This is a genomic window from Alphaproteobacteria bacterium (genome assembly GCA_030740435.1).
Taxonomy (GTDB): Bacteria; Pseudomonadota; Alphaproteobacteria; order UBA2966; family UBA2966.
Map to the genome: position 1 here is coordinate 1 of JASLXG010000085.1, position 13,694 is coordinate 13,694.

The following is a 13,694-nucleotide window of genomic DNA, read 5'->3' on the forward strand; positions in this document are numbered from 1 at the left end:
GTACAGCTAACGGTTCCCGTCACCAGGGTCCGTAGGGGACTTCCACCCCCAAGTCGTCGCCGGGCCACCACAGCCCGGCAAATGGTGCTTTCGCACCGTGCGCCATGCCTGGCACACCGCGCCCGCGCAGGCAGCGGACCGAAGGGCCGCCGCCGTGAGCGATAAAGACAAACTAGAGCGGATCTCATCAAATGAGATCCGCTCTAGTCTTGCCGCAGCCAGGGCTTGAGAAATTGCCGCAGGAACCCGACCGGCAGGCCCTCGCGCTCGAGCGCCGCCAGTTCCTCGCCGGCCCGCACCAGCAGAGGGCGCTGGCGGCCGGTGTCGATTTCCACCCGGGCGGTCATGCCGGCACGCAGCGGCGGCAGGCCCGGGGCCGGCTCGAGCTTCAGCCTGAGCGGCAGGCGCTGCACCACCTTGACCCAGTTGCCCGAGGCGTTCTGCGGCGGCAGGATGGAAAACTCGGCGCCCGTGGCCGGGCTGATGCTGGCCACCCGGGCCTGCCAGGTGTGATCGGGGTAGGCGTCGATGCCCACCGCCACCCGCTGGCCCTCCGCAAGGTGGGTGAGCTGGGTCTCTTTGAGGTTGGCCTCGATCCAGGTTTCGCCGTCGACGATCAGGCCGAAGGCCGCCTTGCCGGCCTGAACCCACTCGCCGGGCTCAAGCGCTATGCGCGTGACGATGCCGGCCGCCGCCGCCCTGACCGTGGTTTTGTCCAGCCTGAGCTGCGCCAGGTCCCGTTCGGCCCGGGCCTTCAGGTAAGCCGGGTTGCGCTCGGCCGGCTGCCGGGGATCGCCGCCCAGCCCGGTCAGCACCTTGGCCATCTTGCGGCGCAGCACCTGGATGCTCTGTTTGGCCGCAGCCAGATTGTATTCCGCCTCGTCGAGCCGGGCCTTGGGCGCGACGCCGCGCCGGCTCAGCGCGCTTTGGCGTTCCAGCAGGCGGCGGTAATACTTGACGCGCTCGCCCACCTGGTCGATTTCGGCGCCGATCTGGCGGTGCTCCGCCTTCAGGCTTTCGATTTCGTTCTTCACCGCCGCCATGCGGGTCCGGGCGATCTCGAGGGCGATACGGTGGGGCTCGGCGGCGATGGTAAAAAGCACGGCGCCCGCCGCCAGGCGCTGGTTCTCCTTTGCCGCCACGCGCTCGACGCGGCCTGCTATCTCGGGACTGACGGCGATGATGCGCGACTTGACGTAGGCGTTCTCGGTGCTGACGTAGCGTCCCGTGAGAGCATAGAAATGCAGTCCCACGGCCAGCGCCGCGGCCGGCACGGCGAACAACAAGGCGAGCCGGATCAGGCTGCGCAGCAGGCGCCGCGGCCAGCCCGGGCGCCGCTGTTCGACAGGCGCCACAACCTCGAGCCCGGCCGCCGGCGCTTCCTGGTTGGCGCTCGGCCCGGGCACGGCACGCGGCCGCACGCCTTGGTCCTCGTGGGATTCGTCCAGCACGAGCAAACTCCCGCGGTCCCACGACGAACCCCAGCCGGCCCGGGTCGCCGGCGACGCGACAGGGCCGTGGTTCTTTCTCGTGGACCGGGGCCGAGACTATGCCAGCGGGCCTGGGCACTCAACCGCCCAGCCGGGGTCCCCGTTCCTGGGGCTGGAATCGGAGGACTCCGCCGGCTGCCCTGCATTCCTTGCATGTCGGCCGCAAATCTAGCGATCTGGCGCCCTTCGCTGTTTAGGGTGGAGGCAATTGGGGGCCTGCGAAGCAGCCTCAGAGGACTGCCGAGGTGTTCGTCATAGCAGCTATGCGTTTTGCGCATAGCTTATCGACTGCCGAGCGTCTATAGCCTAGGCATCCGCCGAGCCAACCAATCTCCTGCCCCCCGCCCGCTGCGCTAGACTGACCGCCATGACCACCGTCTCAGACCCGGCCGGCCGGCCGGCCAGCGCCAACCTTCGGGGCATCGCCTGGATGGTCCTGACCGGCTTCTTGTTCGTTGGCGTCACCGGCGTGGTGCGCCATCTGGGCAGTGACTTGAACCCGGTACAGGCGGCCTTCATTCGCTATCTCATCGGCTTGATGTTCTTTCTGCCGTTGTTCGTACGCCTAGGAAGGCGGCAACTCGTGACCCGGCGCTTGGGTTTGCACCTGATGCGCGGCCTGGCGCATGGCTCGGCCGTGGGCCTGTGGTTTTTCGCCATGGCCCGCATTCCCATCGCCGAGGTCACGGCGCTGGCCTTCGTGGCGCCGATCTTCACCACCTTGGGCGCGGCGCTGTTCCTTGGCGAGAAACTGCGGGCCCGGCGCATCGGTGCCGTACTGATGGCTTTCGCGGGCACCCTGATCATCCTCAGGCCGGGCCTGGCGGTGGTCGACATCGGCGCCCTGGCCCAGCTCGCCGCGGCGCCGCTGTTTGCCACCTCGTTCCTGATCGCCAAGCGCCTCACCGAGACCGAGGCCAGTTCCACCATCGTGGCTTTCCTTTCGCTCTTCGTCACCCTGACGCTGTTGCCGGCGGCGCTGGTGATCTGGCGTCCGCCGACCTGGGAGGAAGTGGCCTGGCTGTGCCTCACGGCGGCCCTGGCCACGGCCGGCAACTACACCATGGTGCAGGCCTTCCGGGCGGCCGAAATCACGGTCACCCAGCCGGTTCACTTTTTGCAGCTGGTCTGGGCGACGCTGCTGGGGCTCTACGTCTTCGGCGAGGTGCCGGACGTCTGGACCTGGGCCGGGGCCGCCGTCATCGTCGCCAGCGCCACCTACATTGCGCATCGCGAGGTGGCGACCAAGTCGGTGGCCGCAGCCAAGGCCATGCCGCATTGAGCGCGTCCCAAAAGACCCCTGGTCCCCTGGGCGCCGCCCGGCGGCCCGTGGAAAACTTCAAGGGCATCTTCTGGATCACCGTCTCGGGGCTTTGCTTCGTCCTCATGTCGGCCATCGTGCGCCACCTGGGCAGCGATATGAGCCCTTTCCAGGCGGCCTTCATCCGTTATGTCATCGGCGGCCTGTTCGTGCTGCCGTTGGCCTTGCGCCTGAACTTCGACGGCTTTCGCCGAGCTCGCTGGGGCCTCCACCTGGGGCGCGGGCTGATCCACGGCGTCGGCGTGCTGGGCTGGTTCTACGCCGTGGCCTACGTTCCCATCGCCGAGGTCACGGCGCTGTTGTTCACGGCGCCCATCTTCACCACCATCGGCGCCGCCGTCTTTTTCGGCGAACGCCTGCACGCCCACCGCATCGCCGCCGCCTTGGCCGGGTTGGCGGGCGCCATGGTCATCCTCAGGCCGGGCATCGAGATCGTCCAGCTGGGCTCCATCGCCATGCTCATCGCCGCCCCCAGCTTCGCCATCTCGGCGCTCATCGCCAAACGCCTCACCGAACGCGAGGACACCATCGTGGTGATGGCCATCCTGACGATTTTTGTCACCTTGATGCTGCTGCCGCCGGCGCTCATGGTGTGGCGCCAGCCGACGCCCATGGAGATGGTCTGGCTGGGGCTGATCGCCGCCATCGCCACGGTGGCGCATTATTCCATGACCCAGGCCATCGCCGTGGCCGAGCTCACCGTGACCCAGCCCTTCAGCTTCACCCAGCTGGTCTGGGCCACGCTGATCGGCTATTGGGCCTTCGGCGAGCTGCCCGACATCTGGACCTGGATCGGCGCCGCCATCATCGTCGCCAGCGTCACCTACATCGCCCACCGCGAGAGGCTGGCCGGCCTGCAATCCGGCCGGCGCGGAACTTCCGGTCCGTTGCCCTGAGCGAAAAGGCAAAAATAGCTAGAATGGTGCCATGGCCGAAGCCGCCCGATCCCCGGACCTGTTGCGCCTGGAGGCCGCCATCGCGGCGCCGCGCGCCACGGTGTGGCAGGCGCTGACCGAACAGGGCCGGCTCAGACGCTGGTGGCTGGGCGCCAACCTGGAGCCCAGGCCCGGCGGCGAGTTCCTGGCGCTCAGGCTGGAAGAAGGCAACGAGGTCCTGATCCAGGGCCTGGTGGGCCGCGTCGATCCGCCCGAGTACATCGAGTGGACCTGGTCGCAGGACGACTGGCCGGTGCTGACCCAGGTGGTGATAAGGCTGACCGAGGCCGGCGGCGGCGGCGCCAGCCATGTCGAGCTCAGCCACATCGGCTGGCGGCGTTTTTCGGCGGCCCAGGGCGAGCCCTTGCGCGCCGCCTACGAGGCCGCCTGGGGCCGCCGCCTCGAGGCCCTCAAGGCTTTCTCCGAGGGACGGATCGCGGATTAGTTCGCCGCCGCCAGCCAGACGGCTATGGCGGAAAGGATCGGCAGCGAAAGCACCGTAGCCACCAGCATGGCCGTCGAGGCGCGGCCGAGGTAGGTCTGGTAGTTGACCGCGACGAGATAGACGTTGATGCCGATGGGTCCGGCAGCGGCAATCAGCGCGGCGCCCCGCCAGATCGGATCGAGGCCGGGAATCAGAGCCATCAGGCCGAACACCAGGGCCGGGTAGAGGATCAATTTGAACGCCACCATGACCCCGGTTTCGCCCGGCCTCGACGAAAGCTCGACGCCCGCCAGCGTGATGCCCAGGGCAAACAGCGCGCAAGGGATGGCGGCGGCACCGGCAATGGCGGCAAAACCGCCGACCAGGGCCGGCAGGGGAATCTCGCCGAAGGCAAAAGCGATTCCCAGCACCGTGGCCACGATCACCGGGTTCGAGACCACGGCCCGCGTGGTTGCCGTCCAGACCCGGCTGGGTGCCGCGCCCCGGCCGGGGGCCGCGCCCCGGCGCGCGCGCTCCAGTTCCTGGGCGGCGATGGCGGCTGGAATCAGCAGCGCATTGTCGATCATGATGATCATGGCCAGCGGCAGTACCGCCGCCGGCCCGAAGATCTGCAAGGCGATGGGCAAGGGCACGAGAGCGGTGGGGCCGTAGCAGCTGGCCATGCCGAATAGCGCCCCTTCGCCCAGGCCGAGCCCAAACAGCCGCCGGCCCACAAGCGCCATCAGGCCAAAGGTGCCGAGCGCCGCGGCGGCATAGGCGAGGACGAAACGGAAATCGAAGTTTTCCGTGCCCGGCGCCGTGGCCAGGGTGCGAAAGAGCAAGAGCGGCAGCGAGAAGTAAAAGACGAAGGCGCCCAGCGCGCGGGCAGCGTCGGCGCCCAGCCAGCCCCGCCAACCGGCCACGTAGCCGGCCAGGATGAGGCCGAAAAGCGGCAGCGTGGTGCTGACGATGAACTGCACGGAAGCGCCGGGGGCGGGGGGTCTCAGCCCCGGAAGTGCTTGGCCGCCGCCACGTAGGTGCGGTTCCAGGTCGGGCTGACCACCAGCTCGTTGATGCAGACGTTGGCCGGCAGCCGGGCCAGGAAAAGGATGATCTCGCCCGTGTCTTCGGCCTGCACCATGCGCGCCTTGTCGGCCTCGCTGACCGGGATGGGGCGTCTGTCGAGGATCTCGGTGGCCACCTCGCCGGGGCAGATGGCGGTGGCCCGGATGCCGTTGAGGCCTTCCTCGATGTTGATGTTCTCGGTCAGCGCCCCGAGGCCGAACTTGGAGGCGCCGTAGGCCGGGCCGGTGAGGAAGCTGTGGCGCACCCCGGCCCAGGACGAGACGTTGACGACAAGTCCGTCGCCCTGGGCCCGCATCATCGGCAGCGCAGCAAAGCAGCAATAGAAGGCGCCGTTGAGGTTGATGGCGACCACTTGGTCGAAGCCCTCGGGCGTGAGGTTCTCCCAATGGCGCTCCAGGACGTTGAGGCCGGCCGAGTTGACCAGCACGTCGAGGCGGCCGAAACGCGCGGCCAGCCGCTCCGCCACGCCGTCGACGGCGGCCCGGTCGGCCACGTCGAGGGGCTCGACCAGCGCCTCGCCGGGGCCAGGCGCGATGGCCGCCACCACCTCTTCCAGCTTCTCGCGGCGCCGGCCCGAAAGCACCACCTTCATGCCCGCTGCCGCCAGGGCCAGGGCCCCGGCCCGGCCGATGCCGGTACCGGCGCCGGTGATCCAGGCGACTTTGTCGGTGAGATCTCGCATGTCCCTCCCTCCCTATTTCACCACCCAGCCGGGGTCCTGCTTGGCGGCGAAGGCCGCCAGGCCCTCGCTGGCTTCCTCCGACTGGCGCTTGATCGAATGGCGTTGCAACAACGGCTCGAGCCGGGCCTCACCCAGCAGGGCACCGGCGCATTCCAGCGCCGTCCGTTTGGTGCCGCTGACCGCTTCGGGGGCGGCCCGCAGCAGCCCGGCGATGATCGGCGCCGCGGCGGCATCGAGCCCGCCCGTGGGGCAGACTTCGTGGACCAGACCGATGCGCCGGGCCTCGGCGGCACGGAAGCGTTCGCCGCTCAGCGCATAGCGCCGCACCTGCCTGAGCCCCATGGCGTCATTGAGCTGCGGCGTAATGATGTCCGGCACCAGCCCCCAATAGACCTCGGTGATGGCGAACATGGCGTCCTCCGAGGCCACCACGACGTCGCAGGCAGCAATGATGCCCGTGGCACCGCCGAAGCAGCCGCCGTGGACCAGCGCCACGGTGGGCTTGGCCAATTCGTTAAGGCCGCGCACAGCCTCGGCCGTGCGGCGCGAGACCTCGAGGTTCTCCTCGGGCGATGCGGCGGCCACCGAGCGCACCCATTTGAGATCGGCCCCGGCGGCAAAGTGCGGGCCCTGGCCGCGGATCAGCAGCAGCCGAACGGCCGGGTCCTCGGCGGCCCGGGCGGCGGCAGCCGTCAAGCCGTCGATCAGCTCGCCGTTGTAGGCGTTGCGCACCTCGGGCCGGTTCAGCGTTGCCGTGGCGACACCACGGGCGTCACAGTCGTAGAGCACGACGTCTGCCATGGTTGCTCCTCTGGTCAGCCAGCGGCCAGCGGCCGTCAGCGATTGGCGCCGGGCCGCCAGAGCACGTCACTGCGGCCCTCGTCGTTGAGCTTGCGGGCCAGCACGAAAAAATGGTCGGACAGCCGGTTGACGTAGCGAATTGCTTGCGGATTGACGGCCTCGACCTGCGAAAGCTCGGTGATCAGGCGCTCGGCCCGGCGCGAGACGGTGCGGGCGAGATGCAGATAGGCGGCGCCCTGCGCACCGCCGGGCAGCACGAAGGAAGAAAGCGGCTCGAGAGCCTCGTTGATCTCGTCGATCTCGGCTTCCAGCCGCTCGACCTGCGCCACTGTTACGCGCAGCGCCCCCTCGACCTCATCGCCAGGGGTACAAAGATCGGCGCCCAGGTCGAAAAGATCGTCCTGGATGCGCGCCAGCATGTCATCGACGGCGCCCTCGGTATGGAGCCGCGCCAGGCCGACGGTGGCGTTGGCCTCGTCGACCGTGCCGTAGGCGGCCACCCGGGCATCGTGCTTGGCCACCCGCTTGCCGTCGCCCAGCGAGGTCTCGCCGGCGTCGCCGCCGCGGGTGTAGATCTTGGTAAGCTTGACCATGGACGTCTCCGTCGGCGCCTCGGAATCAAATCCCGTAGGCCAGGAAATAAACCAGCATCAGCGCCACCGTAGCCGCCTGGACGCCGACCCGGTAGCGCATCAAGAGGTTCGAATAGCGGCTATTGAAGGCGCCACCCCGGAACATCGAGACGACACCGGTCATCAACACCACGAAAGTGGCCACCAGCCCCAGCACGACCAGGGTTCCCAGCACGATTTTCATGATCGATCCACCATGCGCCTTTATAGCGTGGCGCGGTGGGACGGCGGTAGGGGGGAGCGGAAAAGACGTTGAACCAATATGGTTATGATCATGGCTGATAATTCCGCGATCGAGTGGACCAACACCACCTGGAATCCGGTTACCGGCTGCACCAAGATCGGCCCGGGCTGCGACCATTGCTATGCCGAGCGCTCTGCCGAACGATTCCGCGGTGTACCCGGTCATCCCTACGAGCCCGGCTTTGATTTGACGCTACGTCCAGACCGCCTCGAATGGCCGGCGCGCTGGCAAAAGCCGCGAATGATCTTCGTAAATTCCATGAGCGACCTGTTCCACAAGCAGATCCCGGTCGCCTATGTCGACCAGGTATTCGAAAGCATGGAGCGGGCCGACCATCACACCTACCAGGTGCTGACCAAACGCAGCTCGCGCCTGCGCAGCTACATCAACATGCGTTACGCCGAAAGGTCACCGCCCGACCACATTTGGCTCGGTGTCTCGATCGAGGACCGTCGGCGCCTTTCACGCCTTGTGCACTTGCGCCAGATCCGAGCACCAATCCGATTCCTTTCACTCGAGCCCCTGCTCGGCCCCTTGGGCCGCCTCGACCTCGACGGCATCCACTGGGTCATCGTTGGCGGCGAAAGCGGCCCCGGCGCAAGAGCGATGGAAGGCTCAGCGTGTCAAATCTTACTCAACACACACTTTGAGAGTGGAAGATCGTAAATATTTCGGCAGGAGTTCGTCTTGGAAAAAACCAATGTAAGAACGGATTTTGAATTTGTCAGATTATGAAAACAAATATCTTAAAATAGCAATGTATCAAAGCTAATTCGCCCCTTCCAGCAGCCTGCGCGCAATCACCTGTGCCTGGATCTCCGCCGCGCCCTCGAAGATGTTGAGGATCCGCGAATCACAGAGCACCCGGCTGATGGCATACTCTTGCGCATAGCCGTTGCCGCCGTGGATCTGCACGGCGTTGTCGGCGGTCGACCAGGCGACGCGGGCGGCCAGTAGTTTGGCCATGCCGGCTTGCAGGTCGCAGCGCCGGTCGGCGTCCTTTTCGCGGGCCGCGAAGTAGGTCAGTTGGCGGGCCGCCATGAGCTCGGCGGCGGCCCAGGCCAGCTTGCCGTGGACGCGGGGGAAGGCGTAGATCTCCTGGCCGAACTGCTGGCGCTCGCGGGCGTAGCGGAGACCGAGTTCGAGGGCATTCTGGCCCACGCCTAGGGCCCGGGCGGCGGTCTGGATGCGGGCCGATTCGAAGGTCGCCATGAGCTGCTTGAAGCCGTTGCCCTCCTCGCCGCCCAGGAGGTTATCGGCCGCCACCTCGAAGCCGTCGAACGAGAGCTCGAACTCCTTCATGCCGCGATAGCCCAGCACTTCTATTTCCGATCCCGTCATGCCCTCGGCCGGAAAGGGGTTCGCGTCGTCGCCCCGGGGCTTTTCCGCCAGGAACATGCTGAGGCCCTGATAGCCCTTGGTCTCGGGGTCGGTGCGGGCCAGCAACGTCATGACGTCGGTGCGGGCGGCGTGGGTGATCCAGGTCTTGTTGCCGGTGACGCGGTAGGTCTCGCCGTCCCGTAGCGCCCGGGTGCGCAGGCTGCCGAGGTCCGAGCCCACGTTGGGCTCGGTGAAGACGGCGGTGGGCAGGATCTCGCCGGACGCGATGCGTGGCAGCCAACTTTTTTTCTGCTCGTCCGTGCCTCCCAGACGCACCAGCTCGGCGGCGATTTCGGACCGCGTGCCCAGCGAGCCGACGCCGATGTAGGCCCGGCTGAGCTCCTCCGAGACCACGCACATGGCCATCTTGCCCATGCCCAGGCCGCCGAATTCTTCCGGCACGGTGAGGCCGAAGACGCCAAGCTCGGCCATCTGGTCGATCACCGCCATGGGGATGTAGTCGTCGGCCAGGTGCCACTTGTGCGCCGCCGGCACCACGGCGTCCTCGGCAAAGCGGCGGAACTGCTCGCGCACCAGCGCCATGGTCTCGTCGAGGTCAAGGTTGCCGAACTGGCCACTGGCGGCGGCATCAGCGATCAGCGCCGCCAGACGAGCCCGGGCCTGGGCCGTGTTGCCGCCGGCCGCCAGGGCCGCCACGGCCGGTGTCTGCAAGGCTTCGACCTCGGCCAGCTCGATGCCGAGATCGGCCGGGCGCACCACCTCGCCCTGGCTCATGGCGATGCCGCCCGAGAGCTGGGCCAGGTATTCGCCGAACACGAGCTGCAGGATCAGGCGCTCGAGCTCGCCCAGGCGGCCGTCCGATTCGAGTCGTTCGGCCCAGCCCAGGATCTGGGCCAGGGCCTCGACGTAGGTGGCCAGCCAGGAAAATCCGTGGGCCGCGTACTGGTTGGCTTCCAGCCGGCCGGCATCGATGCGGCCGTCGTCGCGCCGCACCAGCGCGGCCACGGCTTCGCGGGCAGCGCCGCGAAAGCGCTCGGCCGCCTCCAGCGCCTGGCGGCAGTGCGGCAACAGGTCGTCGAGCAGGGCGGGCTGGGTTTGGGCTGAGGACATCGCTAGTCTCGCGGTTGGCGGATCGAAACGGGTTAACATAAGAAAAGTTATGTTAACGCTTTCTGCTCAATAACCCATTGAAATTACAATGAAAACAAGGGCCGAATAAGATTCGGCACCGCCCCTAGGCCAGCGAATCCTCCCAGGCCTCGCGCACGTCTTCGATGGTGCGCAAGCCCGGCACCTTGGCCGAAACCAGCACGGCCATGTTGCCGGGCTTGTGTTCGTTGCGGTGCATTTTGGTGTGGGCGTAGGGGATGTCCTCCCAGGAGAAGACCTCCGACATGCAAGGGTCGATGCGGCGCTCGATGACCAGCTTGTTGGCCTGGGCGGATTGGTAGAGGTTGGCGAAGTGGCTGCCCTGGATGCGCTTTTGCCGCATCCAGACGAAGCGGGCATCGAAGGTGATGTTGTAGCCCGTGGTGCCGGCGCAGAAGACCACCATGCCGCCGCGCTTGACCACGAAGCACGACACCGGAAAGGTCTGCTCGCCGGGGTGTTCGAAGACGAAATCGACGTCGACGCCCTTGCCCGTGGTCTGCCAGATGGCCTTGCCGAATTCGCGGCACTTCTTCATGTAGGCACCATAGGCCTCGGCGTCGTCGACCGGGGGCAACTGGCCCCAGCAGTCGTATTCGCTGCGGTTGACCACGCCCTTGGCGCCCAGCGAGAGCGTGAACTCGCGCTTTGCCTCGTCCGAGATGACACCGATGGCGTTGGCCCCGGCGGTGGCGATGAGCTGGATGGCCATCGAGCCCAGGCCGCCGCTGGCGCCCCAGACCAGCACGTTGTGGCCGGGCCTGAGGATATGCGGCCGGTGGCCGAACAGCATGCGGTAGGCGGTGGCGAGAGTGAGTACATAGCAGCCCGATTCCTCCCACGTCAGGTGGCGCGGCCGGGGCATCACCTGCTGGGCCTGGACCCGGGCGAACTGGGCGAAACTGCCGTCCGGCGTCTCGTAGCCCCAGATGCGCTGGCTCGACGAGAACATGGGATCGCCGCCGTTGCATTCCTCGTCGTCGCCGTCGTCCTGGTTGCAGTGCACCACGACCTCGTCGCCGACCTGCCAGCGCGTAACCTTGCGGCCCACCTTCCAGATCACGCCCGAGGCGTCGGAACCGGCCACGTGGTAGTCCTGTTTGTGCACGTCGAAGACCGAGACCGGCACCCCCAGCGAGGCCCAGACGCCGTTGTAGTTGACGCCCGCCGCCATCACCAGGACCAGCACCTCGTGGCTGTCGATCTCGGGGGTGTCGACGACTTCCACCTGCATGGCCTGTTCCGGCTCGCCGTGGCGTTCACGGCGGATGGCCCAGGCGTACATCTTCTCCGGCACGTGCCCCAGCGGCGGGATCTCGCCGACCTCGTAGAGGTCCTTGATGTCGCCTTCGGGAACGATTTCGGAGCTTTCGGCCGCGGCTGCGTTAGTCATGTCATCCTCGCTGCGCTGCGGCGCCCTGCATCCAACTTATTTTGCAGCGCAATAGGGGCGGTAATATGATATTTCCCCAGGGCCATGCAACACGAAACATACTAAGGCAAAAGCCACCGGTTTGGGGAAAACAGAGGGTCAGATGGCAAAACATACGGCAGCGCAACAAAATGGCGCCGAGCCGCCCTCCGAGCCACCGGCCGAGCCGGGGGCCCGCATTCCCTGGCTGGTGCGGACCTATTCGGGGCACACCTCGGCGGCCGCCTCCAACGCGCTTTACCGCACCAACCTGGCGCGCGGCCAGACCGGGCTTTCGGTGGCCTTCGATCTGCCCACCCAGACCGGCTACGACTCCGACCACGTGCTGGCCCGGGGCGAGGTCGGCAAGGTGGGGGTGCCGCTGGGTCATCTCGGCGACATGCGCACGCTTTTCGACCAAATCCCGCTCCAGCGCATGAACACCTCGATGACCATCAACTCGACGGCCGCCTGGGTTCTGGCGCTTTACGTCGCCCTGGCAGAAGAGCAGGGCGCCGAGCGCGCCGGCCTGGCCGGCACGGTGCAGAACGACATCATCAAGGAATATCTTTCGCGCGGCACCCACATCTTTCCGCCGGCGCCGTCCTTGCGCCTGGCGGCCGACGTGGTGGCCTTCACGGTGGCCGAGATGCCGCGCTGGAACCCTATCAACATTTGTTCCTACCACTTGCAGGAGGCCGGAGCGACGCCGGTGCAGGAACTGGCCTTCGCCCTGGCCAATGCCTGTGCCGTGCTCGATGCGGTGCGGCAATCGGGCCAAGTCTCGGAATCCGACTTTCCCCGCGTCGTCGGCCGCCTCAGCTTTTTCGTCAACGCCGGCATCAAGTTCATCACCGAGATGTGCAAGATGCGGGCCTTCGTCGAGCTCTGGGACGAGTTGGCGGCCGGGCGCTACGCCGTCACCGACCCCAAGCTGCGCCGCTTCCGCTACGGCGTCCAGGTCAACAGCCTGGGCCTCAGCGAGCAGCAGCCCGAGAACAACGTCTACCGGATTTTGCTCGAGATGCTGGCCGTGGTGCTCTCGAAAGACGCCCGCGCCCGGGCCGTGCAACTGCCGGCCTGGAACGAGGCCCTGGGCCTGCCGCGCCCGTGGGACCAGCAGTGGAGCTTGAGGCTGCAACAAATCGTGGCCCTGGAGACGGACTTGCTCGACTGCGGCGACATCTTCACCGGCTCGAGCGAAATCGAGACCAAGGTCGGCGAATTGGCCGAGGAGGCCCGGGCCGAGCTCGCGCGCATCGACGACATGGGCGGCGCCGTGGCGGCCGTCGAGAGCGGCTACATGAAGATGAGCCTGGTCGAATCCAATGCCCGGCGCCTGCGCGCCATCGAGGCCGGCGAGCAAGTGGTGGTGGGCGTCAACGCTTTTACCGAGAGCGCCGAATCGCCGCTCACGGCCGGCGATGGCGAAAGTTTCCTGGCCATCGACGAGGGCGCCGAGGCGGCCCAGATCGAGAGCCTCAAGGCCTGGCGCGCGGCTCGCGACGAGAGCGCCGTCCAGGCCGCGCTGGCGGCGCTCGAGGCCTCGGTCCAGGAGGCGCAAAACGTCATGCCGGCCTCCATCGCCTGCGCCAAGGCCGGGGTCACGACGGGCGAATGGTCGGATTCCTTGCGCCGCGTGTTTGGCGAATACCGCGCCCCCACCGGCATCGGAGCCGGCGTGGCGGTGCCGGGCGCCGGCGGCGAGCTGGAGGCGGTGCGGGCCAGCGTCGGCCGGGTGGCCGAAAACCTCGGCGGCCCACCCAAGATTCTGGTCGCCAAGCCCGGGCTGGATGGCCATTCCAACGGCGCCGAGCAGATCGCGGTCAGGGCTCGGGACTGCGGCTTCGAGGTGGTCTACGAAGGCATCCGCCTGACGCCCGAGCAGATCGTCACCACGGCGCTCGAGGAAGGCGTGCACCTGGTCGGGCTTTCGATCCTCTCGGGCTCGCACAACGCCCTGGTGGCCGACGTGGTGGCCGGCCTCGAGCGCCAGGGCCTGGGCGACATCCCGGTGGTGGTCGGCGGCATCATCCCGCCCAGCGACGCGGCGCATCTGCAAGCCAACGGTGTCGCCCGCGTCTATACGCCGAAGGACTACGCCATCACCCGGATCATGGCCGACATCGTGGAATTGATCGGCGAGCGGGCGGGGCTGGCGGCGTAGGCACCACCTCG

Annotated in this window: 12 protein-coding genes and 1 pseudogene; 5 read left to right on the forward strand and 8 right to left on the reverse strand. The window is 67.3% G+C overall.

Annotation, left to right across the window (positions count from 1 at the left end; genetic code table 11):
- Positions 1-203: 203 nt before the first annotated feature.
- A complete protein-coding gene (locus tag QGG75_09890) occupies positions 204-1,451 on the reverse strand; it encodes an HlyD family secretion protein (protein MDP6067544.1) in 1,248 nt (415 codons plus the stop codon).
- Between the two features lie 406 nt (positions 1,452-1,857).
- Between QGG75_09890 and QGG75_09895 the strand changes: the two genes are divergently transcribed.
- The 3 genes from QGG75_09895 to QGG75_09905 are packed head-to-tail and all read left to right on the forward strand — an operon-like array spanning position 1,858 to position 4,191.
- Positions 1,858-2,772, forward strand: a complete 915-nt coding sequence (locus tag QGG75_09895) for a DMT family transporter (GenBank protein ID MDP6067545.1) — start codon at positions 1,858-1,860, stop codon at positions 2,770-2,772.
- Positions 2,773-2,819: 47 nt separating this feature from the next.
- Positions 2,820-3,707 carry a DMT family transporter gene (locus QGG75_09900; GenBank protein MDP6067546.1) on the forward strand — a complete coding sequence of 296 codons (888 nt, stop codon included), beginning with the start codon at positions 2,820-2,822 and terminating at the stop codon, positions 3,705-3,707.
- A gap of 31 nt (positions 3,708-3,738) precedes the next feature.
- Entirely contained in the window at positions 3,739-4,191 is a 453-nt protein-coding gene (locus QGG75_09905) for an SRPBCC domain-containing protein (protein ID MDP6067547.1), read from the forward strand.
- Here QGG75_09905 and QGG75_09910 read toward each other — a convergent pair.
- From QGG75_09910 to QGG75_09930, 5 genes are read right to left on the reverse strand one after another with little or no spacing between them, the layout of a single operon-like run.
- Positions 4,188-5,150, reverse strand: coding sequence for an AEC family transporter (locus QGG75_09910; protein ID MDP6067548.1), 963 nt, complete (start codon positions 5,148-5,150; stop codon positions 4,188-4,190). The two genes, QGG75_09905 and QGG75_09910, sit on opposite strands and share 4 nt — an antisense overlap.
- Positions 5,151-5,173: 23 nt before the next feature.
- Complete coding sequence (locus QGG75_09915; protein MDP6067549.1) at positions 5,174-5,938, reverse strand: SDR family oxidoreductase; 765 nt, start codon at positions 5,936-5,938, stop codon at positions 5,174-5,176.
- Between the two features lie 12 nt (positions 5,939-5,950).
- A complete protein-coding gene (locus QGG75_09920; protein MDP6067550.1) occupies positions 5,951-6,739 on the reverse strand; it encodes an enoyl-CoA hydratase-related protein in 789 nt (262 codons plus the stop codon).
- Between the two features lie 35 nt (positions 6,740-6,774).
- A complete protein-coding gene (locus QGG75_09925; protein ID MDP6067551.1) occupies positions 6,775-7,332 on the reverse strand; it encodes a cob(I)yrinic acid a,c-diamide adenosyltransferase in 558 nt (185 codons plus the stop codon).
- Positions 7,333-7,357: 25 nt separating this feature from the next.
- Positions 7,358-7,555, reverse strand: coding sequence for a twin transmembrane helix small protein (locus QGG75_09930; protein ID MDP6067552.1), 198 nt, complete (start codon positions 7,553-7,555; stop codon positions 7,358-7,360).
- Positions 7,556-7,645: 90 nt separating this feature from the next.
- Here QGG75_09930 and QGG75_09935 point away from each other — a divergent pair.
- Positions 7,646-8,224: pseudogene (locus tag QGG75_09935) on the forward strand (phage Gp37/Gp68 family protein).
- A 159-nt stretch (positions 8,225-8,383) separates the two neighbouring features.
- On the opposite strand, the gene QGG75_09940 reads toward QGG75_09935, so the two are convergent.
- On the reverse strand, positions 8,384-10,066 hold the full coding sequence (locus tag QGG75_09940; GenBank protein ID MDP6067553.1) for an acyl-CoA dehydrogenase family protein: 1,683 nt from the start codon (positions 10,064-10,066) through the stop codon (positions 8,384-8,386).
- Positions 10,067-10,190: 124 nt separating this feature from the next.
- Positions 10,191-11,498 carry a crotonyl-CoA carboxylase/reductase gene (ccrA, locus tag QGG75_09945; GenBank protein MDP6067554.1) on the reverse strand — a complete coding sequence of 436 codons (1,308 nt, stop codon included), beginning with the start codon at positions 11,496-11,498 and terminating at the stop codon, positions 10,191-10,193.
- 142 nt (positions 11,499-11,640) lie between these two features.
- Between ccrA and QGG75_09950 the strand changes: the two genes are divergently transcribed.
- Entirely contained in the window at positions 11,641-13,683 is a 2,043-nt protein-coding gene (locus tag QGG75_09950; GenBank protein MDP6067555.1) for a protein meaA, read from the forward strand.
- Positions 13,684-13,694: the final 11 nt, after the last annotated feature.

Excerpts from the sequence above, each read along its gene's own strand:
- ccrA (MDP6067554.1), bottom strand. The coding sequence starts at position 11,498 with ATGACTAACGCAGCCGCGGCCGAAAGCTCCGAAATCGTTCCCGAAGGC.
- QGG75_09895 (MDP6067545.1), top strand. The coding sequence starts at position 1,858 with ATGACCACCGTCTCAGACCCGGCCGGCCGGCCGGCCAGCGCCAACCTT.
- QGG75_09920 (MDP6067550.1), bottom strand. The coding sequence starts at position 6,739 with ATGGCAGACGTCGTGCTCTACGACTGTGACGCCCGTGGTGTCGCCACG.
- QGG75_09915 (MDP6067549.1), bottom strand. The coding sequence starts at position 5,938 with ATGCGAGATCTCACCGACAAAGTCGCCTGGATCACCGGCGCCGGTACC.
- QGG75_09950 (MDP6067555.1), top strand. The coding sequence starts at position 11,641 with ATGGCAAAACATACGGCAGCGCAACAAAATGGCGCCGAGCCGCCCTCC.
- QGG75_09940 (MDP6067553.1), bottom strand. The coding sequence starts at position 10,066 with ATGTCCTCAGCCCAAACCCAGCCCGCCCTGCTCGACGACCTGTTGCCG.
- QGG75_09905 (MDP6067547.1), top strand. The coding sequence starts at position 3,739 with ATGGCCGAAGCCGCCCGATCCCCGGACCTGTTGCGCCTGGAGGCCGCC.
- QGG75_09930 (MDP6067552.1), bottom strand. The coding sequence starts at position 7,555 with ATGAAAATCGTGCTGGGAACCCTGGTCGTGCTGGGGCTGGTGGCCACT.
- QGG75_09925 (MDP6067551.1), bottom strand. The coding sequence starts at position 7,332 with ATGGTCAAGCTTACCAAGATCTACACCCGCGGCGGCGACGCCGGCGAG.